The sequence below is a fragment of the uncultured Sphingomonas sp. genome, assembly GCF_902806265.1.
Lineage (GTDB): Bacteria > Pseudomonadota > Alphaproteobacteria > Sphingomonadales > Sphingomonadaceae > Sphingomicrobium.
Window position 1 is genome coordinate 1 of sequence record NZ_CADCVZ010000003.1, and the last position, 21,417, is coordinate 21,417.

General features: G+C 67.5%; 26 protein-coding genes and 1 pseudogene. 13 read left to right on the forward strand and 14 right to left on the reverse strand.

Annotated features, from left to right (window positions below; genetic code table 11):
* The first annotated feature begins 446 nt into the window (after window positions 1-446).
* The 4 genes from QZX62_RS01115 to pth all read left to right on the forward strand — a co-directional run bounded on the left by QZX62_RS01115 (window position 447) and on the right by pth (window position 2,757).
* Window positions 447-740: a hypothetical protein gene (locus tag QZX62_RS01115; RefSeq protein WP_294171535.1), complete on the forward strand. Its 294-nt coding sequence runs from the start codon at window positions 447-449 to the stop codon at window positions 738-740.
* The gene (locus QZX62_RS01120; protein WP_294171536.1) at window positions 733-1,251 is read left to right on the forward strand and encodes a hypothetical protein; all 519 of its coding nucleotides are present in this window, start codon (window positions 733-735) and stop codon (window positions 1,249-1,251) included. The genes QZX62_RS01115 and QZX62_RS01120 overlap by 8 nt, the downstream gene beginning before the upstream one ends.
* A 171-nt stretch (window positions 1,252-1,422) precedes the next feature.
* Window positions 1,423-2,094 (forward strand): 50S ribosomal protein L25/general stress protein Ctc, encoded by a 672-nt coding sequence (locus tag QZX62_RS01125; RefSeq protein ID WP_294171539.1) that lies wholly within the window; start codon window positions 1,423-1,425, stop codon window positions 2,092-2,094.
* A gap of 87 nt (window positions 2,095-2,181) precedes the next feature.
* The gene (pth, locus tag QZX62_RS01130; RefSeq protein WP_294171540.1) at window positions 2,182-2,757 is read left to right on the forward strand and encodes an aminoacyl-tRNA hydrolase; all 576 of its coding nucleotides are present in this window, start codon (window positions 2,182-2,184) and stop codon (window positions 2,755-2,757) included.
* On the opposite strand, the gene QZX62_RS01135 is transcribed toward pth, so the two are convergent.
* Window positions 2,717-3,604 carry an oxygenase MpaB family protein gene (locus QZX62_RS01135; RefSeq protein WP_294171541.1) on the reverse strand — a complete coding sequence of 296 codons (888 nt, stop codon included), beginning with the start codon at window positions 3,602-3,604 and terminating at the stop codon, window positions 2,717-2,719. The two genes, pth and QZX62_RS01135, sit on opposite strands and share 41 nt — an antisense overlap.
* 162 nt (window positions 3,605-3,766) lie before the next feature.
* Between QZX62_RS01135 and QZX62_RS01140 the strand changes: the two genes are divergently transcribed.
* Window positions 3,767-5,137 carry a hypothetical protein gene (locus tag QZX62_RS01140; protein WP_294171542.1) on the forward strand — a complete coding sequence of 457 codons (1,371 nt, stop codon included), beginning with the start codon at window positions 3,767-3,769 and terminating at the stop codon, window positions 5,135-5,137.
* A 20-nt stretch (window positions 5,138-5,157) separates the two neighbouring features.
* Window positions 5,158-5,754, forward strand: coding sequence for a TIGR02466 family protein (locus QZX62_RS01145; RefSeq protein ID WP_294171543.1), 597 nt, complete (start codon window positions 5,158-5,160; stop codon window positions 5,752-5,754).
* Between the two features lie 30 nt (window positions 5,755-5,784).
* Here QZX62_RS01145 and QZX62_RS01150 read toward each other — a convergent pair whose 3' ends face one another.
* The gene (locus QZX62_RS01150) at window positions 5,785-7,008 is read right to left on the reverse strand and encodes a diguanylate cyclase (protein ID WP_294171544.1); all 1,224 of its coding nucleotides are present in this window, start codon (window positions 7,006-7,008) and stop codon (window positions 5,785-5,787) included.
* 25 nt (window positions 7,009-7,033) lie between these two features.
* On the opposite strand from QZX62_RS01150, the gene QZX62_RS01155 reads away from it, so the two are divergent.
* The 3 genes from QZX62_RS01155 (at window position 7,034) to QZX62_RS01165 (ending at window position 9,400) form a co-directional block, all read left to right on the forward strand.
* Window positions 7,034-7,501, forward strand: coding sequence for a hypothetical protein (locus QZX62_RS01155; protein ID WP_294171545.1), 468 nt, complete (start codon window positions 7,034-7,036; stop codon window positions 7,499-7,501).
* Between the two features lie 186 nt (window positions 7,502-7,687).
* Complete coding sequence (gene ychF / locus QZX62_RS01160) at window positions 7,688-8,788, forward strand: redox-regulated ATPase YchF (protein ID WP_294171546.1); 1,101 nt, start codon at window positions 7,688-7,690, stop codon at window positions 8,786-8,788.
* A 147-nt stretch (window positions 8,789-8,935) separates the two neighbouring features.
* Window positions 8,936-9,400 (forward strand): MaoC family dehydratase, encoded by a 465-nt coding sequence (locus QZX62_RS01165; protein ID WP_294171547.1) that lies wholly within the window; start codon window positions 8,936-8,938, stop codon window positions 9,398-9,400.
* On the opposite strand, the gene QZX62_RS01170 is transcribed toward QZX62_RS01165, so the two are convergent.
* From QZX62_RS01170 to petA, 4 genes are read right to left on the reverse strand one after another with little or no spacing between them, the layout of a single operon-like run.
* Entirely contained in the window at window positions 9,397-9,990 is a 594-nt protein-coding gene (locus QZX62_RS01170; protein WP_294171548.1) for a hypothetical protein, read from the reverse strand. The two genes, QZX62_RS01165 and QZX62_RS01170, sit on opposite strands and share 4 nt — an antisense overlap.
* Before the next feature lie 50 nt (window positions 9,991-10,040).
* On the reverse strand, window positions 10,041-10,976 hold the full coding sequence (locus QZX62_RS01175; RefSeq protein ID WP_294171549.1) for a cytochrome c1: 936 nt from the start codon (window positions 10,974-10,976) through the stop codon (window positions 10,041-10,043).
* A gap of 14 nt (window positions 10,977-10,990) precedes the next feature.
* On the reverse strand, window positions 10,991-12,307 hold the full coding sequence (locus QZX62_RS01180; RefSeq protein WP_294171550.1) for a cytochrome b/b6: 1,317 nt from the start codon (window positions 12,305-12,307) through the stop codon (window positions 10,991-10,993).
* A gap of 28 nt (window positions 12,308-12,335) precedes the next feature.
* A complete protein-coding gene (petA, locus tag QZX62_RS01185) occupies window positions 12,336-12,893 on the reverse strand; it encodes a ubiquinol-cytochrome c reductase iron-sulfur subunit (RefSeq protein WP_294171566.1) in 558 nt (185 codons plus the stop codon).
* Between the two features lie 241 nt (window positions 12,894-13,134).
* Here petA and hemF point away from each other — a divergent pair, with 241 nt between their 5' ends.
* On the forward strand, window positions 13,135-13,977 hold the full coding sequence (gene hemF / locus QZX62_RS01190) for an oxygen-dependent coproporphyrinogen oxidase (RefSeq protein ID WP_294171551.1): 843 nt from the start codon (window positions 13,135-13,137) through the stop codon (window positions 13,975-13,977).
* A 4-nt stretch (window positions 13,978-13,981) separates the two neighbouring features.
* On the opposite strand, the gene QZX62_RS01195 is transcribed toward hemF, so the two are convergent.
* Window positions 13,982-14,785 carry a glycerophosphoryl diester phosphodiesterase membrane domain-containing protein gene (locus tag QZX62_RS01195; protein WP_294171552.1) on the reverse strand — a complete coding sequence of 268 codons (804 nt, stop codon included), beginning with the start codon at window positions 14,783-14,785 and terminating at the stop codon, window positions 13,982-13,984.
* Between the two features lie 100 nt (window positions 14,786-14,885).
* Between QZX62_RS01195 and lipB the strand changes: the two genes are divergently transcribed.
* The 3 genes from lipB (at window position 14,886) to QZX62_RS01210 (ending at window position 16,315) form a co-directional block, all read left to right on the forward strand.
* Window positions 14,886-15,545: a lipoyl(octanoyl) transferase LipB gene (gene lipB, locus QZX62_RS01200; protein ID WP_294171555.1), complete on the forward strand. Its 660-nt coding sequence runs from the start codon at window positions 14,886-14,888 to the stop codon at window positions 15,543-15,545.
* A gap of 86 nt (window positions 15,546-15,631) precedes the next feature.
* Window positions 15,632-15,913 carry a hypothetical protein gene (locus QZX62_RS01205; RefSeq protein WP_294171557.1) on the forward strand — a complete coding sequence of 94 codons (282 nt, stop codon included), beginning with the start codon at window positions 15,632-15,634 and terminating at the stop codon, window positions 15,911-15,913.
* Window positions 15,914-16,021: 108 nt separating this feature from the next.
* Window positions 16,022-16,315, forward strand: a complete 294-nt coding sequence (locus QZX62_RS01210; protein ID WP_294171558.1) for a hypothetical protein — start codon at window positions 16,022-16,024, stop codon at window positions 16,313-16,315.
* Between the two features lie 3 nt (window positions 16,316-16,318).
* Here QZX62_RS01210 and queE read toward each other — a convergent pair whose 3' ends face one another.
* The 7 genes and pseudogenes from queE to QZX62_RS01245 form a co-directional block, all read right to left on the reverse strand.
* Complete coding sequence (queE, locus tag QZX62_RS01215) at window positions 16,319-16,951, reverse strand: 7-carboxy-7-deazaguanine synthase (protein ID WP_294171559.1); 633 nt, start codon at window positions 16,949-16,951, stop codon at window positions 16,319-16,321.
* Window positions 16,948-17,619 (reverse strand): 7-cyano-7-deazaguanine synthase QueC, encoded by a 672-nt coding sequence (gene queC, locus QZX62_RS01220; RefSeq protein WP_294171560.1) that lies wholly within the window; start codon window positions 17,617-17,619, stop codon window positions 16,948-16,950. The genes queE and queC overlap by 4 nt, the downstream gene beginning before the upstream one ends.
* Entirely contained in the window at window positions 17,616-17,966 is a 351-nt protein-coding gene (locus QZX62_RS01225; RefSeq protein ID WP_294171561.1) for a DUF3147 family protein, read from the reverse strand. Before QZX62_RS01225 ends, queC begins: the two co-directional genes overlap by 4 nt.
* 162 nt (window positions 17,967-18,128) lie before the next feature.
* Window positions 18,129-18,530: a hypothetical protein gene (locus QZX62_RS01230; RefSeq protein WP_294171562.1), complete on the reverse strand. Its 402-nt coding sequence runs from the start codon at window positions 18,528-18,530 to the stop codon at window positions 18,129-18,131.
* 25 nt (window positions 18,531-18,555) lie between these two features.
* The gene (locus tag QZX62_RS01235; RefSeq protein ID WP_294171563.1) at window positions 18,556-19,449 is read right to left on the reverse strand and encodes an Hsp33 family molecular chaperone HslO; all 894 of its coding nucleotides are present in this window, start codon (window positions 19,447-19,449) and stop codon (window positions 18,556-18,558) included.
* Between the two features lie 69 nt (window positions 19,450-19,518).
* Window positions 19,519-20,709, reverse strand: a complete 1,191-nt coding sequence (locus QZX62_RS01240) for an aspartate aminotransferase family protein (RefSeq protein WP_294171564.1) — start codon at window positions 20,707-20,709, stop codon at window positions 19,519-19,521.
* A gap of 135 nt (window positions 20,710-20,844) precedes the next feature.
* Window positions 20,845-21,417, reverse strand: a pseudogene (locus QZX62_RS01245) (hypothetical protein); the annotation flags it as partial.

A 21,417-nucleotide genomic window follows, 5' to 3' on the forward strand; every position in this document is an offset into this window, starting at 1 on the left:
CATCAAGGGCACAGATGCCGACGCAATCAGTCTGACCCGCTATGGGTACGACGCAGAGAGAAAGCTGAAGCGCACTTCGATAAATCCGTTCGATGATCCAGATGATGACGACGACCATGACGATCTGGACGCGCAATTTGCCGCTGCGATGGCGAGGGATAATAGTTAGTTTTTGAAGCGGCTGCTCGTACAAACGGGTGACATCCGGAGCCTGAACACGTTGCTGAGTGGTTGTAAGTGAGGTGACCAGGAGCGACACCTGCCTGAGCAAACGTCAGCCATCTGGCCTTGCTTCCTGAACGCTGCCCGTCCGCTCCCGGCCAGAACGGCGCATCGAAGCGCACTTCGACCTCACAACCATATCAATAGAGTGCGGCGTTCCTCGCCTCTGCTGCCTCCCAACAAAACCCTGTCCTACACCGCAGAAATATGTTCCAGCATGGTTCATGAACCAACATCAGAAATCACCTATCCGCACCGGTAAGCAACGCGGCACCCGCTCCGTCGAGCCGCCCACCTTCACCCCTATCACGCGCGCCCGCGAACGGCATGATGGCTGGACCTCCGACCGGCAGTTCGCCTTTATCGAGGCGCTCGCCGAATGCGCCTGCGTTGATGAAGCCTGCGCCAGGGTCGGCGTGTCGCGCTCCGCCGCCTACGCCTTTCGCGCCCGTTCCGAAGCGCGCAGCTTCCGTTCTGCCTGGGATGAACAGGTCGTCATGTCCCCCGGACATGGCTGAAACTGCCTGCGGCAGTTTCACCTGTTCATCGCTGGACGCGGGGGTGCGCTGGCTGGTCGAGGCGGCTTTCTCCCGCGCGCTCCGCGGCGTTGCCCGCCCCGTCTACTACCAGGGCGAGCAGATCGGCGAGCGGCGCTACTATGACGAGCGGCTCGCCATGTTCCTGCTGCGCTACTGCGACCCGTTCCGCTACGGCGCGTGGAACGACGGCGAACGGTTCGTCGAACTGAGCTCGGACGAGCCCTTCTCCCGCCTGACCCTGGCGCTGAACGACCTGGCGGAGGACAATGCCAATGCCGACCTAGGCCTCCCGCCCGTTGCCCGCCGGGCGGCGCCGCGTGGGCCGCGGCGGCTCGACGGCGCGGCCGTCCTGCGCACCGCCGAAGCGGTGGAGGAATGGCTCGCCGGCGCACCGGGCCGCCGCCGCCGCCAGGCGCAGGCTGCCGCTCGCGCCGAAGAGGCGGCGTTTGAACGCCGCTTGCGCGATCTCGACGAAGCCGCTGGCGGGTAGGGGAAGAGGACGGGGTCGTGGCGTCCATCTTGTCCATCTTAAAGCACGCGTTCGGGACGAGCTCCCACCGGCATTTGCCAACCCGAGCCCCTTCCGCTACATGCCCGCCCGCTCCCCCATGGTCATCCCTGGAGGCGTGGGCGGGCATAACTCTTACAAGGAACATCACGCATGAGCGAACAGCTGACGCTGCCCGCCGAGACGCGCGACCGGGCTGGCAAGGGAGCCTCCCGGGCACTGCGTCGCGAAGGCCGGGTCCCCGCCGTCGTATACGGCGCCAATCAGGAGCCGCTGAGCATCCATGTCGAGGAAAAGCTCCTCGCCAAGATGCTGTCCACCGGACACTTCATGAACTCGCTGGTCATGATCGATGCCGGCGGCAAGACCATCCGGACCCTGCCCAAGGACGTTCAGTTCCACCCGGTGAGCAGCCGTCCGTCCCACGTCGACTTCTTCCGCGTCGGCGAGCACAGCAAGGTCACGGTGGCCGTGCCCGTGCGCTTCGACAATGAGGAGGACAGCCCCGGCATCTCCCGCGGCGGCGTGCTCAATATCGTCCGCCACGATCTGGAACTGACCTGCGACGCTTCGGCGATCCCGGACGAGATCCACATCAACCTGGCAGGGCTCGACATCGGCGACAGCATCCACATCTCGGCGGTGCAGCTGCCGCAGGGTGCCGAGAGTGCCATCACCGACCGCGATTTCACCATCGCCACGCTGGTCGCGCCTTCCGCGATGAAGTCGGAAGAAGGCGACACGGAAACCCCGGCTCCTGACGCAGTTCCGACGACCTCCGACGAGCCGGAAACCACCGACGGACCGCAGTCCGAAGGCGAGTAACCACGCACTCAGCCCAGAACACAGGAACCGCTCACTCCCAGGAGTGGGCGGTTCCTTTTTGGTCAGCCCGCACGATTGGGAGAGCGCATGCAGATCTGGGCCGGCCTCGGCAATCCCGGCGCACAATATGCGCTGCACCGGCACAATGTCGGGTTCATGGCGGTGGACGCCCTCGCCGAGGTCCACGCCTTCGGTCCCTGGCAGAAGAAGTTCCGCAGCCTGGCCGCCGAGGGCCGGATCGGCCGCCACAAGGTCCTGCTGCTGAAACCGCAGACCTTCATGAACGACAGCGGCGACGCCGTGCAGCAGGCGCTGCGCTTCTACAAGCTCGACGAGGATGCCCTGACCGCATTCCATGACGAGCTCGACCTCGCGCCGTTCAAGGTCAAGGCGCGGGTCGGTGGCGGCCTGGCGGGACACAACGGCCTGCGCTCGATCGACGCCGCGCTCGGACCCGACTTCCGCCGTGTGCGCATCGGTATCGGCCATCCCGGGCACAAGGATCGGGTCACCCCGCACGTGCTGGGCAACTACGCCAAATCCGAGATGGAGCCCCTCTCCGACCTGCTCGGCGCAGTCGCGGCCGAAGCCGAGTGGCTGGCGGACGGCGACGTCGCGCGCTTCATGAGCGAGGTCGCGCTGCGCCTGCAAGCGACCCGCTAGGCGGCCGGGTCCGGACCCGGCAGGCAGCCAGTTCCCGCGGGTCGTCCGGCAGGCGGACCCGTTCCGCCATCCAGGCCGCGAGCCGCAGAGCACGGCGCTCCGCTGCGCTTGGCACGGGCTCCGCCGCAATCCCCAGCTGCTCGCGAAAGGGGGCAGGCACCCGCTCCACCGCCGCCCGCACCAGCACCGGCTGCAGCGACCGCAGCGCCGCGGGCAACACCGCGCCCCTCCGCATGATCTCCAGGAACTCGCCGATCACGAGCGACGGGCTCAGCGCGCTGCGCATTCCGGCCAGATAGCGCGCCATCTCGGCCTGGGAAGCGGGAGCATCCGCCACCTGGTAGTAGCGCGCGCCAACCGCCGCTTCCGCGTAGAAGCGGTTGGTCTCCGCCGGGCTCAACGGTCGGATCAAGGCGACGTAGGACTCCACGAAGCAAAAGGCGGCGGTCGCCTGGACCCAGCGCAGGAGCTCCGACTGGTCGGCCCGGTAGGGCTCCCCTTCCGGTGTCCGCCCCTGCACCTGCGCGTGGATGCCGTTCACCCGCTCGGCGTAGGCGGCGAAGCGACTTTCCGCGGCGAAGGCGGTGACTAACGCCCCCAGCCCCGTGCGCCGGATTCGCCCGCGCGGGTCGTCGCGGAAGCTGCTGTGGTCCCAGACGCCCGCGCGCACCCGCGGCTCGCCCAGTTCCAGCAGCACCGCGGCGATCCCGCCCACCGCAAGCACCACCGGATTGCCGAACACCTGCCACGTGACGCTGCCCGGCGCTGTCACCGCGGGCTCGCCCGGCGGCTCCAGGAACAGGCGCGGATCATAGTCGATAAGGTCGCGCGCCAGGGTGCGGGCCAAGGATCGCATAGGCGAGATCATCCGCAGCCAACGCGCGAGAGCGTCCGCCTCTTCACCGCATCTTCAATCTTCTCCGCCACGCAACGAAGGATGATCCCGGTAGCCGCGAACAGTTGGCAGCTAGCACCGCGAGCACCGGCCGTTCCGCCCACGGTTCCGGTCATGCTGCTCGCCGCCATCCTGATGCAGTCGTTGCTGATCCCGGTCGACGCGGACGTCAGCTGGCTGGTCACCGTTTGCGAGCGGCTGCTCGGCGGCGACCGGCTGTACGTCGACCTCGTCGAGACCAACCCACCTGCGTCCGTCTGGCTCTACCTGCCTTCCGTGTGGGCGGCCGGGCAGCTCGGGCTTCCGGCCGAAGCCCTCGTGATCGGCTCCGCGATGGTGGGAGCGGTCCTGTCGATCGCCGCCACCGCGCGGCTCGCTGTCAAGCTCTGCCGGCCCGCGTGTCTGGCGTGGCTGTCTGCGGGCGCCGCCTTCGCCCTGCTGATCCTGCCCGGCGGCCTGTTCGCCCAGCGCGAGCAATTCGCCCTCATGCTGGCGCTGCCCGCCACCGTCGCCATCGTCCGCATCAGGCAAGGTCGGGCGCCCGGTCAGCCGGCTTCGGTCGCCGTAGGAATCGCCGCGGGGCTGCTGATGGCGATCAAGCCCCCGTTCGCGCTTGCCTTGCTGCTTCCTGCGGCATGGGCCGCCAAGCGCACGCGCGACTGGCGGCCGTTCCTGGCTCCGGCCGCCGCCGCAGCGCTGGTGCTGGCGGCCTACGCCGCGGCCGTGATGATCCTGACACCCGAGTATCTGCAGCTGCTGCCGATGCTGCGCGCCACCTACCTGCCGATGCGCGACCAGGCAGTGAACTTTCTGCTGGGGCCGATGCTGGTCGTTCCAACGGCGCTCTACCTGCTCGCCCGGCTGCTGCAGCGGCCGCGGGCAGAGCCGCTCGCGACTGCCCTGTTCCTCGCAAGCGCCGGCTTCGCCCTGGCCGGTCTCATCCAGGGCAAGAACTACCTCAACCACAGCTATCCAAGCATCGCGCTGGCGACGATCGGCTTCGCGCTGATGGCAGGCGGGCGCGTCTCCCGAAGTGCGCCGCGTCACTTGGCGGTCACCGCCGCGGCCCTGCTCATCGGTCTCCAGCTGCTTCGCACGGCATCGGTCCAGCCGCCGCCAGGCCTGGTCGACGCGATTGTCCGCAGCGGCCCGGCCAACCCCCGGATGATCAGCTTGGGCACCGAACTCGCCACGGGTCACCCAGCCACGCGACTGGCACGGGGGCGCTGGGTCGGCTCGCGCCCGTCCCTCTTTACCGCGGCCGGCGCGCGCTATGTTGGGCTCGGCGACCTGGCGGCGGCGCACTGGTACCGGGAGGATTTGGCAAGCTTCGTGCAGGATGTGGAGACCCGCCGGCCCGACCTCGTCCTGGTCGAAGACCGTTCTCGCTCCTGGCTGCTGGCCGACCCGAACATCCGCCGCGCGATGCGCCTCTACGCTCCGGTCGAACGCGCCGGGGCGATCGAAGTCTGGCGGCGGCGCTGACCGAAGCCTAGGGAGGGCGGGTGATCCGCGACCTGTTCGTCACCCGCCTGTACCAAGCCGAGCTGGCCGAGCACGTACCCCTTCCCGAACTCGCCACAGCCATCCGTCACCTTGCCGCGGAGGACGGCGCCGGGCGGCGCTGGGCGCGCGAGCATGGCTACAAGGGCTACACCAGCTACGCGTCGCTGAACGACCTGCCGCGGCGCGACCCGACCATCGCGGCGCTCGCCAAGCCCTTGATCCGCCACGGGGCCGCCTTCGCCGACCAGTGCGGCTTCGAGCTCTCCGCCAGACCGCGGCTCGACAGCCTGTGGGTCAACCTGCTGCGCGGCGGCGGCGGGCACAGCGCGCACCTCCATCCGCACAGCATCATCTCGGGCACGCTCTATGTCGAGGTGCCGCCCGGCAGCGGCGCCATCCGCTTCGAAGATCCGCGGCTGCCGATGATGATGGCCGCTCCGCCCCGGCGCCCGGACGCGCCCGAGCCGCTGCAATCGTTCGTCACCGTGCAGCCGCACCCCGGGCTGCTGCTGCTGTGGGAAAGCTGGCTCCGCCACGAGGTCCTGCCCGGCCGCGGCAACGCCGAACGGCTGAGCATCAGCTTCAATCTCGCCTGACGGCCGGCGACCGGCCCCGCCGCGCGCTGCTCAGGCCGCCAGCGCCAGCTGGTCGCGGCCGGACCGCTTGGCGGTGTAGAGGGCATCGTCGGCCACCTTGAGGACGCATTCCAGGCCTTCGGGACCGAGCGCCGCAACACCGCCGCTGACGGTGACCCGCATTTCCGGTAATCGCCGCACCAGCATGCTCCGGCCGATCGTAGCACGTAGCCGTTCGCAGATCTGCATGGCTTGCACCAATGAGGTATCGGGGAGCAGGATGGCGAACTCCTCGCCGCCCAGCCGCGCGACCACGTCCTTTTGCCGGAGCTCGCGTCGCGCCACGATCGCGAAGCCGCGCAGCACTTCGTCGCCGGCATCATGGCCCCAGCTATCGTTCACCCGCTTGAAGAAGTCGATATCGAGCAAAGCGATGCAGTCCTGGCCGTCATCCCCGACAGCTTGCCGCCGGGCCTTTACCAGCGACTGAAAGGCCCGGCGGTTGGGCAGGCCGGTCAGGAGGTCGGTCAGTGCTGCGGCTTGCAGCCGCTCTTCCTCGGCGACCTGTTCGGTCACGTCGCGGGACACCGAAAGCACGCCATCGATGTTGCCGTCCTCGTCCAGCAGCGCCCGCGACTGCGTGTGGAACCAGCGCTTGCCGCCGGTAACGGTGAGCCCAAGATAGCGGAAGCTGACGACTTCGCCCCGGCTGGCCAGCACCTTGGCATGGCCCGCCCGCACCAGCTCGGCATGCTCGGGCGCGACGAAGTCCAGGCCATTCATTCCGATCAGCTGCTCGGGCGAATGACCGCCGAGCGTTTGCATCGACGGCGAAACGTAGCGGATGCGTCCTTCGGCGTTCATGTGCATCAGGATGTCGGCGGAGTGCTCGGCCAGCACTCGGAAGCGCTCCTCGCTGACGCGCAGGCGGCGCAGGATCTGCGATCTGTTTTGCAAGTCGGCGGAGACCGGCAGCACGGTCAGCACGGTTGCGGCCAGGAAGAACTGAAAGGACTGCAGCTGCGGCCCGAGCTCCCCGCTCACCAGCAGCACCGGTCCGCGCCCGGCGACGGTAGCCACATCGCCCAGGATCGCGAGCACTACGACCGCAATGGCGGCGCCCTCGCGACCCGTCCGGACGGCGGCCAGGATCACGGCCAGGATCGGCAGGAACAGCAGTGGCAGCTGCGACTGGCTGAACACCAGCAGGCTGGTGGCGAGAACCAGGCCGAGCACCGCCAGCATGTCGCGCCACTTGGCGGCCAGAACCGCCAAGGTATCCCGCCGCGCCCGGCGCCCGGTGACCGACCAGCAGGGCAAGCGGGGTGAAGGTCAGGTTGCCGAGCGAATGGCCGGTGAAGAAGTGGCCAAGCGTGGTCCAGCCATCCCTGCCAAGCCACATGCCGGTTGCCGCGGCAAGCAGCGCGGCGAGCAGCGGGGCGGCCACCCCGACGGTAGCCACGAAGCGGAAGAACCAGGCAAGCGAGCGCATCGTCTCCTTGGGGTCGGCCACCCGCTTGAACAACCAGCCGCGCTCACCGCTTCCAGCATGTTGGCGCCGGCCAAAGGCAACGCTGCGGCCCAGCCGAGGCCGAGAAAACCGGTCACCAGCAAACCGCAGCCGCCGCAGACCAGCACCGGCTCGTGCCACCGGTGCACCGGGGTGCGCAGCAGCGCCGCGATTAGGATCGCGCCCGATCCCCACAGGAACGCCACGCCGCCGTCGAAACGGGTCAGACTGACGGCCACCGCCGCGGTGAGCGTGTAAGCCATAGCAAGCGCGGCATGCTGCCGTAAGATTCTGGCACCCGTCATGCCGGGCGCGATGGCCGCACGCAGCTTGCCCGAACTCTACCGGTCCGTCCGCAATGGACCGTGTCCGCAGCGCAGCGGGGTGGCGTCGAGCAGCGCGGTTGATTAGAGCCACCTCCAATCCCTCCAACTCGGACGCAACATGGGTTTCAAATGCGGCATCGTCGGCCTGCCCAACGTCGGCAAGTCGACCCTCTTCAACGCACTCACCGAAACGGCCGCCGCGCAGGCCGCCAACTATCCCTTCTGCACCATCGAGCCCAACGTCGGGCGGGTGGCGGTGCCGGACGAGCGCCTGCAGCGGATCGCGGTTATCGCCCGCTCGGCGCAGGTGATCGAAACGCAAATCGAGTTCGTCGACATCGCCGGCCTGGTCCGCGGCGCCGCGCAGGGCGAGGGGCTCGGCAACCAGTTCCTCGCCAACATTCGCGAGGTCGACGCGATCGTGCACGTGCTGCGCTGCTTCGAGGGCGGCGACGTGACGCATGTGGAAGGCCGGGTCGACCCGATCGCGGACGCGGAGACGGTCGAAACCGAGCTGATGCTGGCCGACCTCGACAGCCTGGAACGGCGCGTGCCCAACCTACTCAAGAAGGCGGCGCAGGGTGACAAGGAGGCCAAGGTCGAAGCTTCCGTGCTCGGTCAGGCGCTGGAGCTGCTCCGGGAGAGCAAGCCGGCGCGGCTAACGCAGCCAAAGGACTCCGAGGAGGAGAAAGCGCTCGCCCGAGCGCAACTGCTGACCGGCAAGCCGGTGCTCTATGTGTGCAACGTGGACGAAGGCGACGCGGCCGAGGGCAACGCGCTATCCCAGGCCGTCTTCGCGAAGGCTTCGGCGGAAGGCGCGCGGGCGGTAGTCATCTCGGCCGCGATCGAGGCGGAGATCGCGACAATGGAACCGGCCGACCGCGAACCCTTCCTCGCCGACCTCGGCCTCACCGAGACCGGCCTCGCCCGCATCATCCGTGCCGGCTACGAGCTGCTCGGCCTGCTGACCTTCTTCACTGCCGGGCCCAAGGAGTCCCGCGCCTGGACCGTGGAGCGCGGCGCCAGGGCGCCGCACGCGGCCGGCGCCATCCACTCGGATTTCGAACGCGGCTTTATCCGCGCCGAGACCATCGCCTACGAGGACTACCTCGCCTGCAACGGCGAAGCCGGCGCGCGGGAGGCGGGCAAGCTGCGTTCCGAGGGCAAGGACTATGTCGTGCAGGACGGCGACGTGCTGCTCTTCCGCTTCAACGTCTGAAGCACCGATTGAAGTGGTGGCTGCGCGAAGCGGAGGCAGCGCTGCACGAGAGATGCGCAAGACCGGACGGCCTGCGCCTGCTAAGGCGACAGGACCGACGGCGCGGATTCACTCCGCGCCGGCTTGCCGCAGCAGGGGGGAGCCGTCATGATCTACTGGGAAGACCTGGAGGTCGGCCGCGACGAGGTGTTCGGCTCGGTCGAGGTCAGCCGCGACGAGGTGATCGAGTTCGCGCAACGGTACGACCCGCAGCCCTTCCATCTGTCCGACGAGGCGGCCGCCAAGACCCACTTCGGGCGCATCGCGGCAAGCGGTTGGCACACCTGCGCCATGGCGATGAGCGTGATCGCCCGGCACGTTGTGAAGACCGAGCAGGCCGGGCTCGGCTCGCCCGGGGTGGATGAGCTCCGCTGGCTGAAGCCCGTCTACCCGGGCGACACCCTGACGATCTCCGGCACGATCATCGAGAAGACTCCGTCGCGCTCCAAGCCGCGGATCGGCTCCTTTCGGACCCGCACGCGGGTGACCAACCACGATGGCGCGGACGTGCTGACCTTCACCAGCATCGTATTGATGCGCCGCCGGCCCAGCGAGGCTGCCGCGGAGAGCTAGGCCCCGCAGCTCCAGCGACCGTTCTTGAAGGTCACGCTGCCGCCGCCCTCCATCGACACAATCAGGCTTGCGGACCAGCTGGTTGTTTCCGTCCCTTGCGCTTGCCCTTGGCCAGCGGCGCGGCGGACAAAGGCGGACCAGCCGGTTTCGTTGCTCAGCGACTGCCCGGCCGCGAGTGCTGCGTAGCCGCCCGGCTGCCCGGCCCGGAGCAGTTCGACCTTGCCGCCGATCTTGATCACCCCTTGAGCGCCAGCGCCTGGGCTCACCGGGGCGGTTGCGACCAGCAAGGTGTCGCCCTCGGCGGACTCGAAGGAGCAGCCGAGACCACTGTCGATCCGCTCCTCGAAGTCGGCGCGGGCGAGCGGCTGCACCTCCGGCGGCTGCAGCGCGGGATCGGTTTCATTGGCTAACGCAGGATCGGGCCGGCCGCCCGCCGCCGCCGGAGCGACGGGTTGCTCCGGAGCAGGCGCGGGAGGTGCCGCGGCTTGCGGCAGCGTCGCACCGTTCTCGACCGGCAGGGGAGCGACCGGCCGTTCGGCACAGGCGGCCAGGGCGAGGGCGAGGGCGAGAAGCGGTAGGGTCCTCAACATCCCTTCTCAACGGCAGGCGGAAATCAACCGTTCCAGGCCGCTTCGCCAGCTCAGCCGGCGATCCCGCGCTCGTCCTTCTGGTCCTGCATTCGCTGCTGGAACGCCGGCTCGAGCGGACCCCGGATCGACACCTCGCGCTTGGCGTTCGCCCAGATGTTGCGATACGCCAGGTAGGCCAGCACGGTCCCGACAAGCAGGAAGATCATGACCGCCCAACCCGCCGCATGGCGCCGCTCCAGGTTCGGCTCCGACGTCCAGCGCAGGAAGGCGGACACATCCTTGGCCATCTGGTCCACCGTCGCGTTCGTGCCGTCGGCATAGGTGACCTGACCGTTAGACACGATCGGCGGCGGCATGGCGATGTTGAGGTTGGCGAAATAAGGGTTGAAGTGCAGCCCCGTTCCTGGCCGGTTCTCCTGCGGAACGGGCTCGCCTGCCTCGTTGCGGTAGGTAGCGGCATTCCGGTAGCCGGTCAGCAGCGAATAAATGTAATCGGCACCGTCGTCGCGTGCTTCCACGATCAGCGACAGGTCGGGCGGAAGCGCGTTGTTGTTGGCCGCACGGGCCGCGGTCTCGTTGGCGTAGGGGCTCGGGAAACGGTCGGACAGCAGCGCCTTGCGGGTGCTGTTTTCGCCCGTGTCTGGATTCACCGACGGCACCTCGATCGCCCATTGATTGGCGATCGCCTTGATCTCCGCCTCATTGTAGCCGAGCCCTTCGAGCTCATAGAAGCTGACGAACTTCAGGCTGTGACAGGCGGCGCAAACCTCCTTGTACACCTGGAAGCCGCGCTGCAGCTGCGCTTCGTCGAACTGACCCCACGGCTTCTGCCAGCTGAAGCCCGCGCTGCGCGGCTCGAGGTGGAACTCTTCCTCCGCGGTATGCACCGGCGGATTTTGGATTGCGTCCACGGCATTTACGATGAGGGAAATTAGCAGGACGCCGACGAAGCCGAGCCCGATCAGAAAACCGATTATACGGACCATCTGTCCTTGTCCCCTTATTCGGCCGCCGCCGGAGCAGCGGCCGGGCCCGTCCTGGTCAGCCCGAATGGAGCGCTTTCCTCCTTTTCACCGTGCAGCACCGAGTGCGAAATCGAGGTCGGCAGCGGCAGCGGCTTCTCGAACTTGGAAACCAACGGCAGGATGATGAGAAAGTGCGCGAAATAATAGGCCGCCGCCACCTGGCTCAGCGCCAGCGTGAACGGCGTGATATGCGCTTGACCGGCATAGCCCAGCACCATCACGTCCAGCACCAGGACCCAGAAAAAGATCTTGTATGCCGGGCGGTAGCTGGTCGAACGGACCGGCGAGCGGTCGAGCCAGGTCAGGAAGAACAGCAGCAGGATGGAGGCGAACATCGCCAGCACGCCCCACAGCTTGGCGGGCAGGATGAAGTCCACGGTGAAGGCGCGCAGGATCGCGTAGAACGGCCAGAAATACCATTCGGGCACGATGTGCGCCGGGGTCACCAGCGGATTGGCCTCGACGTAGTTGTCCGGGTGACCGAGGCTGTAAGGCAGGAAGAACACGAAGATCGAGAATAGGATCAGCGCCACGCCGATGCCGAAGCCGTCCTTGGCCGTGTAGAAGGGGTGAAACGGCAGCGTGTCCTTTTCATCCTTCACGTCGACGCCCGTCGGATTGGACGAGCCTGGAATGTGCAGGGCCCAGATCTTCAGGATCACCACGGCGGAGATGATGAACGGCAGCAGATAGTGGAGCGAGAAGAAGCGGGTCAGCGCCGCCTGGTCGGGCGCATAGCCGCCTAGCAGGAACACGCGCAGCGGCTCACCGACGATCGGGATGGCCGAGAAGAAGCCGGTGATCACCTGGGCGCCCCAGTAGCTCATCTGTCCCCAGGGCAGGACGTAGCCCATGAACGCGGTGGCCATCATCAGCAGGTAGATGACTATGCCCAGCATCCACACCATCTCGCGTGGCGCCTTGTAGGACCCGTAGTAAAGGCCGCGAAAGATGTGGATGTAGACGATCGCAAAGAAGAAACTCGCGCCGTTCTGGTGAACGTAGCGCAGCACCCAGCCGGCGTTGACGTCGCGCATGATCCGCTCGACGCTCTCGAACGCGCCACCGGCGTAGCTGTAGTAATGCATCCCCAGCACGATGCCGGTGATGATCTGGATCAGCAGCGCCAGGCCGGCGAGAACACCGAAGTTCCAGAAGTAGTTGAGGTTGCGCGGGACCGGATAGCCGCCGCCGACCGCACCGTAGACGAGCCGCGGCACCGGCAGCCGCTCGTCCAGCCACTTCATGAAGTTGTTCTTGGGTTCGTAGGGCTTGGCCCAGGCAAAGCTCATGGGTGGGTCTTCCTAAGTCTTTCTGGCCTCAACCGATCCGGACGACCGTGTCGGACGCGAATTCATATTCCGGCACGACCAGGTTGGTTGGCGCCGGGCCTTTGCGAATGCGACCCGCGGTGTCGTAGTGCGAGCCGTGGCACGGGCAGAAGTAGCCGCCGTACTCGCCCTTGTTCTCGCCCTCGCCGATGCCCAGCGGCACGCAGCCGAGGTGGGTGCAGACGCCCAGTGTCACCAGCCAGTTCTGCTTGCCCGGCTTGGTCCGGTCGGCCAGCGTCTGCGGATCGCGCAGGCCGCCCACCTCCACCGACGCAGCGGCCTGGATGTCCTGCGGCGTCAGGTTGCGGATGAATACCGGCTGCTTGCGCCATACGGTCTTGATGCCTTGGCCGGGCTGGATCTTGGAAACGTCGACCTCGGTCGAGGACAGCGCGCGAACGCTGGCGTCAGGGCTCATCTGAATGAGCAGCGGCGCCACCGCCACCGCGGCGCCGACGCCCGCGAAGCTGACCGCGGCGATGTTGATGAAGTCGCGGCGGCGCACCCCGGCGCCATGCGCGGCGTCCGCTTGCGGCTCGCCGGGCATCGTGGGTTGCGAGGGCTGTTCCACAGTGGCCATGCTTAACCTTTTGCTGCGCTGCGATTGGGCCGCCGCTTGAGCCCAGGCGAAGCGCCGATACGAAAGACGCTCCTCGGCCGAAGCTCCGGAGCGGATTGGCGCGCTGATAGCCGGGGCAGGTCGGCTTTGCCAACAGCCATTTTGCTGCCGTTCCGAGTGGAACGAAGTTCATAGTCAGCCGAACCGCCAACCGCTAACGCGCCGTCGCATGCACCCGCTCGATCCGCAGCAGCAAGCCGCCCGCACCTGGTTCGAAAGCTTGCGGAATCGCATTTGCGCCGAGTTCGAGGCGATCGAGCACGAGGCCGGGTCCGACGCCGGCTTCACCTACACACCCTGGGAGCGCACGGACGTGTCGGGCGAGCCCGGCGGTGGCGGGGTGCGCGGGCAGATGGCGGGCCGAGTATTCGAAAAGGTCGGGGTAAACGTCTCCACCGTCGGCGGCCACTTCTCGCCCGAGTTCGCACAGTCTATTCCGGGCGCCGAGGAGGATCCCCGCTTCTTCGCCACCGGCATCAGCCTGGTTGCGCACATGGCCAACCCGCATGTGCCGGCCGTCCACATGAACACCCGCTTCCTCACCACCACCCGGCGCTGGTTCGGTGGCGGCGCCGACCTCAACCCGGCGACAGCCCACGCCGAAGATACCGCCGACTTCCACAGGGCCTTGAAGACCGCCTGCGACCGCCACGATCCGGAACACTACCCGCGCTTCGCCAAGTGGGCGGAAGACTATTTCTGGCTGCCCCACCGGGGCGTCGCGCGCGGAGTCGGCGGGATCTTCTATGACCGGCTAGAAGGCGAATTCGATGCCAACTTCGCCTTCACCCGGGACGTGGGCGAGGCCTTTCTCCGGGCCTTTCCTCCAATTGTCCGCAAGCGCATGGACATGCCGTTCGATGCGGCCGACCTCGATCGCCTGCTCGAGTTCCGCGGCCGCTACGTCGAGTTCAATCTGCTTTACGACCGCGGCACGCTGTTCGGGCTCAAGACCGGCGGCAACGTCGACGCCATCCTGATGAGCCTGCCGCCGCTCGCCCGCTGGAAGTAGCCGCTCAGGGGGCCTGCGGGACGGACGCATAGGCGCCCTGGCCGGTCCCGACCAGCTGCGCGTAGATGCGCGCCAGCATGATCATCAGCAGGGTGGTGACGATCGCCCCCACGATCTGCGTGGCGAGCGACAGCAGCAGCGCGCCGACCGACAAGGGCTCGATCTCGCCCAACAGCAGGGTGGCAAGTAGCCCGATGATTGCCGAAACGGCGAACATCGCGATCAACAAAGCGATCACGAACAGCAACAAACAGCCGAACAGCTTGAGCCAGCGCCCGCGGGTCAAGCTCCAACTCCGCTTTAGGATGCCAAGCGGGCCAAGCGGCTCCGCGGTGGCGATCGGGGAAGCCAGGATCAGCCGAACCGCGACCGCAACAAAGGCGACCAGCAGCGCCAGCATCGCCAGGGCGACGCCTGCAGACATCGTCTGCGGGTTGGCGCCCACCCGCGCCGCCAGCAAGGCGAACAGGAGCAGGAACGGCAGGATCCAGATGATGGCGGCGGCGACGTAGGCCGGCGCTCGCCGCACGCCGTGACGAATGGCTTGACCAACGCTGATCGCCGGGCCCAACGCCAGCCGGCACACGGCCAGCTGTCCGATCAGGCTGATCAGCAACGCCAGCATCGACAGGCCGGTCCAATATCCTGGAGTAGGCAACTGACCGGCCGGCGCGGCGGGCGTTACCAGCTCCGCGATCACCCCGGGCACGACGAACAATGCCAGCGCGACGGTCGCGTAAAGGCGCCCGTCGCGGCGCAGGCATGCTCTGGTGTCGTCCCAGGCACGCGAAATCGACAATGCGGCCACCGGCCTTGGCTCCTCCCGTTAGTTCACCGCTTATGGGGAGGCTCACCGGCGCTGGCAATCGCCTTGCGCCGCCGCCCGCTGCGCGGCATGCGCCGGAGCCATGGAGATCGATGGCGTCGAATGGCGGATCAGCGGCGGCCTGGCCCCCTACGAGGAAGCGCTGCTCTGGATGGACGAACGCGCGGCCGCCATTCGCGAGGGGGAAGCGCGCGAATGCATTTGGCTGCTGGAGCACCCGCCCTTGTTCACGGCCGGCACCAGCGCCGACCCGGCCGAACTGTTCAACCCGCAAGGCTTTCCCGTATTCGCGGCGGGGCGCGGCGGCCGCTACACCTACCACGGGCCGGGCCAGCGGGTCGGCTATCTCATGCTGGACCTCGACAAACGCGGGCGGGACGTGCGCTGCTTCGTCCATGCGCTCGAGGGCTGGATGATCGGGGCGCTGGCCGGGCTTGGCCTCGCCGCCCACCGTGCGCCCGGGCGGATCGGCATCTGGGTCGGCGAGGGTTCGGCGGAGGCCAAGGTCGGCGCGCTGGGCGTACGGGTGCGCCGCTGGGTCACCACTCACGGCTTCTCCGTTAACGTGTCGCCCGATCTGTCGCACTTCGGCGGGATTGTCCCGTGCGGCATTGCCGAGTATGGAGTTACCAGCCTCCAGGCGCTCGGACTCTCGGCAGGAACCGCGGAGCTCGACCGGGCGTTGTTCGCGCACTGCCCCCGTTTTCTGCGTGAAATCGGGGGTGAGAACAATGCCCCTTGAGGGCATGGAGGTTCGACACTATTGTGCCAGCGATTTGCGACGCGGAGCAACCGTGCCAGATCGTCTATTCAAAAGGGAGTTTTGGAATGCGTGCTCTGATCTTGGTCGCGGGTGCGGCCCTTGCAGTTTCCGCTTGTAGCAGCAACGAAGCCGCCAACAACACGGCGACCGACGCCAACCTGCTGGCGACCGACAACATGATGATGGCCAACGACATGATGGCCAACGACATGAACATGACCATGTCCAACGACATGAACATGATGTCGAACGACATGAACATGGCCGGCAACACCACCATGAACAGCATGGAAATGAACGACATGATGTCGAACTCGCCGGACACCAACGTCGCGAACGGCATGTAATTGCCTCGAAGAGCTCGGTTTGCGGGCTCTTCAGCATTTCGGGAAGGGCTGCCGGTTAGACCGGCAGCCCTTTTTCGTAATCTCTCCAGACCTATCGGGAGCATCGATGTGCACCGCCTGATCCTTGCCGCAGCCCTTCTTGCCGCCACAAGCGCCTGCAACCGCGAACAGCAGGCGGAAGACACGGCGGGGGTCGACCAGAACGTCGCGGTTGAGGCAATCGGCGGCAACGATCTCACCGCGATCGACGCAGCCACCAACGACGCCGCGAACATGGCCGCCGATGCCGAGCTCAGCCTCAACGCCGCCGATGCCAATGCGCTGGACGCGAACACTGCGGATGGTGAAGCCACGCCCGGCAACGCTGCCGCCGGCGACACCAGCAGCGGCAACGAACAATAGGGCTCAGGCCAATCCCACGATCTTGTGCGCCTGCAGCGACAGGCGCCAGCGCGGCCGCTCCATCGCCAGCCGGATCGCCGCCGCCACCGCCTCGTTCCGCGCAGGCCCGTCCATCGGCTGCACCAGCAGGTGGTCGAACGCCCAGCCCTCGAGTTCCGCCGGATCGATGCCCGGCTGTGGCCAGACCAGCTTCAGCTCGTCGCCCGAGCGCTGAACCACCTCCGTCCCCGCCTTGGGGCTGACACACAGCCAGTCCAGCCCCGGCAGCGCGGGCAGCGTGCCATTGCTCTCGGCCGCGACCCTGAACCCGCGGCCGTGCAGCCCATCCAACAGCGGCGAGTCCAGTTGCAGCATCGGCTCGCCGCCGGTGACGACCACCAGCCGGCGGTCCGGCCCCTCGCCCCACAGCCGCTCCACCTGGCTCGCCAGCGCGTCGGCGCCGGCGAACTTGCCGCCGCCCTCGCCATCGGTGCCGACGAAGTCGGTGTCGCAGAAACGGCACTGCGCCGCCGCCCGGTCCCTCTCCCGCCCGCTCCACAGGTTGCAGCCCGCGAAGCGCAGGAACACGGCGCGGCTGCCGCTCTGCACGCCCTCGCCCTGGAGGGTGAGGAAGCATTCCTTAACCGCGTAGCTCATCGGTAACGGGTCGGATCGGGCAGGCTCGCGTCGGCGAAACCCTTGGCGCGGAGGCGGCAGGCGTCGCACAGGCGGCAGGCGGCGCCATCAGGGGCCGGGTCGTAGCAGCTATGGCTGACCCCCGCGTCGAGCCCGAGCCGTGCGGCCTCCCGGGCGATATCGGCCTTGGTCATATGCTGCAGCGGCGCGTGCACAGTGAACGCCTCTCCTTCCACGCCCGCCTTGGTAGCGCGGCTGGCGAGCGCTTCGAAGGCGCTGATGAACTCGGGCCGGCAATCGGGATAGCCCGAGTAATCGAGCGCGTTCACCCCGACGAACAGGTCCCGCGCGCCGGCCGCCTCCGCCCATCCCAGGGCAAGGCTGAGGAAGATGGTGTTGCGCGCGGGAACATAGGTCACCGGAATGCCCTCCTCGATCCCGCCCTTGGGTACCTCGACCTCGTCCGTCAGCGCGGACCCACCGAACGCGCGGAAGTCGAGCGGCAGTACGATGTGCCGGTCCGCCAGCTCGGCGGCGATTCGCCGCGCGGCCTCCAGTTCGACCCGGTGCCGCTGGTTGTAGTCGATCGTCAGCGCCAGGACGCGAAAGCCGCCCTCTCGCGCCAGGGCTGCGCACACCATCGAGTCGAGCCCGCCCGACAGCAGGACCACCGCGGAGCGGACGGTCACAGCCGGATCCCCGCGCGCGGAGCGAGCCAGAAGGCGAGCGAATACAGCAGCAACGTTCCGGCGACCAAGAGCGCCATGGCCAGCCAGAAGCCCAGGCCGTGCTTGAGCAGCAAGGGCAGCACCAAGAACAGCGGCACCGACGGCAGAAAGAACCAGAAGGTGCCGGTCGCAAGCTCCGCGACCCGCTGTTCGTCGCCCGTGTCGCGCCACAGCCACATCATCGCCAGCAGCGATGTCAGCGGGAGCGACGCCAGCAATCCGCCCCAACCCGGCGCGCGCCTGGCAACTTCGGAGATCAGCGCGACCAGCAGGCCCGAGATCCCGGCTTTCAGGATGAAGTAGAGCATCGGCGCGCAATAGGGTCGACGCGGCACAAAAAGAAGGGCCGCCCCGGCTCGAAAGCCTGTGCGGCCCAGGTTCGGGACTAGCCCGATAGGGAGGAAAGCGTGCCCAACTGGCGGGCACGAACGCTCAATACGACAGGCTGGTTAAACAGAGCCTTAATGAGGCTAACAATTCCCGACGCGACGCGCATGGAGATTGTACGAGAACGGTTCGCCATTCGAGATCCCCTGGGTCTCGATGCGCAGGGTCCGCGGGGTGATGACCGTAACCCGCGACCGGCCGAAATCGCCGGCCGGGCAGGTATAGTGAATCAGCGCTTCCCCCGGCTTGTCGGCCAAGACGACACGGGTGCATGCGCGACCGCGGTGCTGCCACTGCGCCAGCGCGGCCGGCGCCCCCACGCATTGCCGGACCGCGCCGTCGCCGGTCGCCGATCGGCTGACTTCCCACATCCCGCCGGAGATGGCGCGCAGCGCGGCCGGCGCCGCAGCCGTCGCCGCGGCGCTTGCAGCGACCCCGGTCAGCAGCGCCCAGAGCCGCAACGGGCGGAACCATCCGGTGTTCATGGTCCGCGCCTTTACCACAGAACTGTTAACGGAAGTGAATCGGGAAGCTGGTCGAACAGAATTCGCAGTTCACCCGGATCACCCCGTCCTCGTCCGCCATCTCGGCGCGCTCTTCCTCTGGGAAGCGGGCGATCACCGAACGCACATAGTCGGGGTCGCAGCGGCACCCCCGGGTGAGCGGCTGCAGCGCCAGCGTCCGTACCTCCGGCTCCTGGTGGAACAAGCGCCAGATCAGATCCTCCAGCGGCAGGCCCGCGTCGATCAGCTCCTCGGTCCGGACCGAGCCGGCCATGGTCGCGACATGGTCCCAATCGGGATGGTCGAGCCGGGTATGCAGCCGCTCGCGCCCCTCCTCGCCCTCGGGCAGGTGCTGGAACAGGATGCCGCCCGCCCGCCACCGGCCGTTCTCCTTGCGCGCCGTCAGGCGAACGATGCTAGGAATCTGTTCGGATTGGGTGAAATAGCTTTGCGCCGCGTCGGCCAGGCTTGCCCCTTCAAGCGGAACGATCCCCTGATAGCGCTCGTCGGTGGCCGGCTGGTCAAAGGTGATCGCCAGATAGCCGTGGCCGAACAGGGTCGCCAGCGAAGGCTCATGCGCCGCATCGGCCAGCCGCACGGGATCGTGGCGAACGTAGCCGCGCAGCTCCCCGCCCTTGTAGTCGCAGACCAGCAGGTCGACGATCCCCTCCTTGGTCTGCGCCTGCACGGTCAACTGGCCGCCCGGGTCCTTGAGCAGCGTGCCGAGCATCGCGGTCAGGACCAGGGCCTCGGCCATCAGCTTCTCGATCGCCGGCGGGTAACTGTGGTTCGCCAGGATGGCGTCGAGCGTTCGCCCAAGCCGCGCAGCACGGCCGCGGGCGTGACGCGAGGGTACCGTCACGCCCAACGCGACGTCGGAAGTCTGAATGTCCGGGGTCATCGGCAGAGGAGATAGGAAGGGCGGCGCGAACCGGCAACAGCCGCTCCCTCCTCCGCCGGGAGCGGCGTGTCAGGCCGCCGCGGCCGGCACGTCATACTCCGCCGCGGCGGCGCTCAGCCGGTCGACGAACTCGCGGACATGGGCTTCCTCGATGATCAAGGGCGGAAGCACGCGGACGACGTTGTCGCCGGCCGCGACCGTCAGGATACCTTGGGTGCGAAGGTAGCCGACGAAGGCCCGGCTGTCGGTCTTCATCTTGATGCCGAGCATCAGGCCCAGGCCGCGGACGCTGTCGAACAGATGGTCGTGGTTGGGGAGCATCTGCTCGAGCGCGGAGCGGAGCCGGTCGCCGATCTCGCGCACGTGGGCCAGGAACTCCGGCTGGGCGACCACGTCCAGCACCGCGGTCCCCGCCGCCATCGCCAGCGGGTTGCCGCCGTAGGTCGAACCATGGGTGCCGATCACCATGCCGCTCGCCGCCTTCTCGGTCGCCAGGCAGGCGCCCAGCGGGAAGCCGCCGCCGATGCCCTTGGCCGACGCCAGGATGTCGGGCTCGATGCCGTACTGCTCATAGGCGTAGAGCGTGCCCGTTCGCGCCACCCCGCATTGCACCTCGTCGAGCACCAGCATGAGGTCGTGCTCGTCGCACAGAGCGCGCAGCCCGCGCATGAACTCAGGCGATGCCGGGCGGATGCCGCCTTCGCCCTGGATCGGCTCGACCAGGAGGCCCGCCGTGTTCGGGCCGACGGCCGCGCGTGCTGCTTCCAGATTGTCGAACTCGACCACGGTAAATCCCTCCAGCAGCGGCGCGAAGCCGTCGCGCAGCTTGACCTGGTCGGTTGCGCTGATCGTCGCCATCGTCCGCCCGTGAAAGGCGTTGGAAAAGGTGATCAGCTCGTTCTTGTGCGGGTTGCCGGCAATATGGTGGTAGCGGCGGGCGGTCTTGATCGCGCACTCCACCGCTTCCGCGCCCGAGTTGGTGAAGAACACCGTATCAGCGAAGGTCAGCTCGGTCAGTCGCCTAGCCAGGGCTTCGCCCTGCGGCGAGCCGTAAAGGTTGGACACGTGCATCAGCGTCGCCGCCTGGCGCTGGATCGCCTCGATCAGCTGCGGATGGCTGTGGCCGAGCAGGTTGACCGCGATGCCGCTGGCGAAGTCGAGGTAGCGCTCGCCGCCCTCGCCGATCAGGTACACGCCCTCGCCCTTCACCGGGCGCACCTCGCTCCGCGGGTAAACGGGCATGAGCGGAGTGATGGGCATCGTACAGGGGTCCTTGTTGCCGTTATCTGCCGGAGTGCAAAGGCTCCGTCCTGCGCCGCGATATAGCCGCCGCGGCCCGCAAAAGGAAAGGCGCTGCGGTTGCCCGCAGCGCCTGCCCTTGGGTTCGGTCACGGCTTAGTCGTCGTAGCGGTCGCGGCGGCGCTCCCACCGGTCGTCGCGGCCGTCCAGGTCCCGGTCGACCCAGTTGTCGCGCTGGCTGTAACGGCGATCCCGCCGGTCGTTGCCGTCGCGGCGCTCATACTGGATGCGCTGATCGAGCCGGGCGAGCCGGGTCTCGATCTCCTGGCGCTCGCGCCAGCTGAAACCATGGTTGCGAGTACGGATCACATAGTCGCGCAGATAAGCAGCCTCGCGGCGAAGGGATTGTGCTTCACGGCCGCTGATCCGATTGCGCCGGTCGAGACGCTCGATCCGGTTGCGCAATTGGTCGACATGCTGGCCGTAGGCCCGGGCCAACTGATAATGGTTGCCGGCATGGCCGTAGCCGTAGGGCTGCTGGTAGCCATAGTTCGGCTGCCCGTACCCATAAGTGGGCTGCCTGGGCTGCCCGTAGCCGTAGTTGGGCTGCGGATAGCCATAACCGTAGGGCTGCGGCGCCGGATAATATTGCGCCGCGGCAGGCGCAGCCGCGGTCAGGGCCGAAGTGGCAACCGCGGCGGCAATCAGGAACTTACGCATGACGAACTC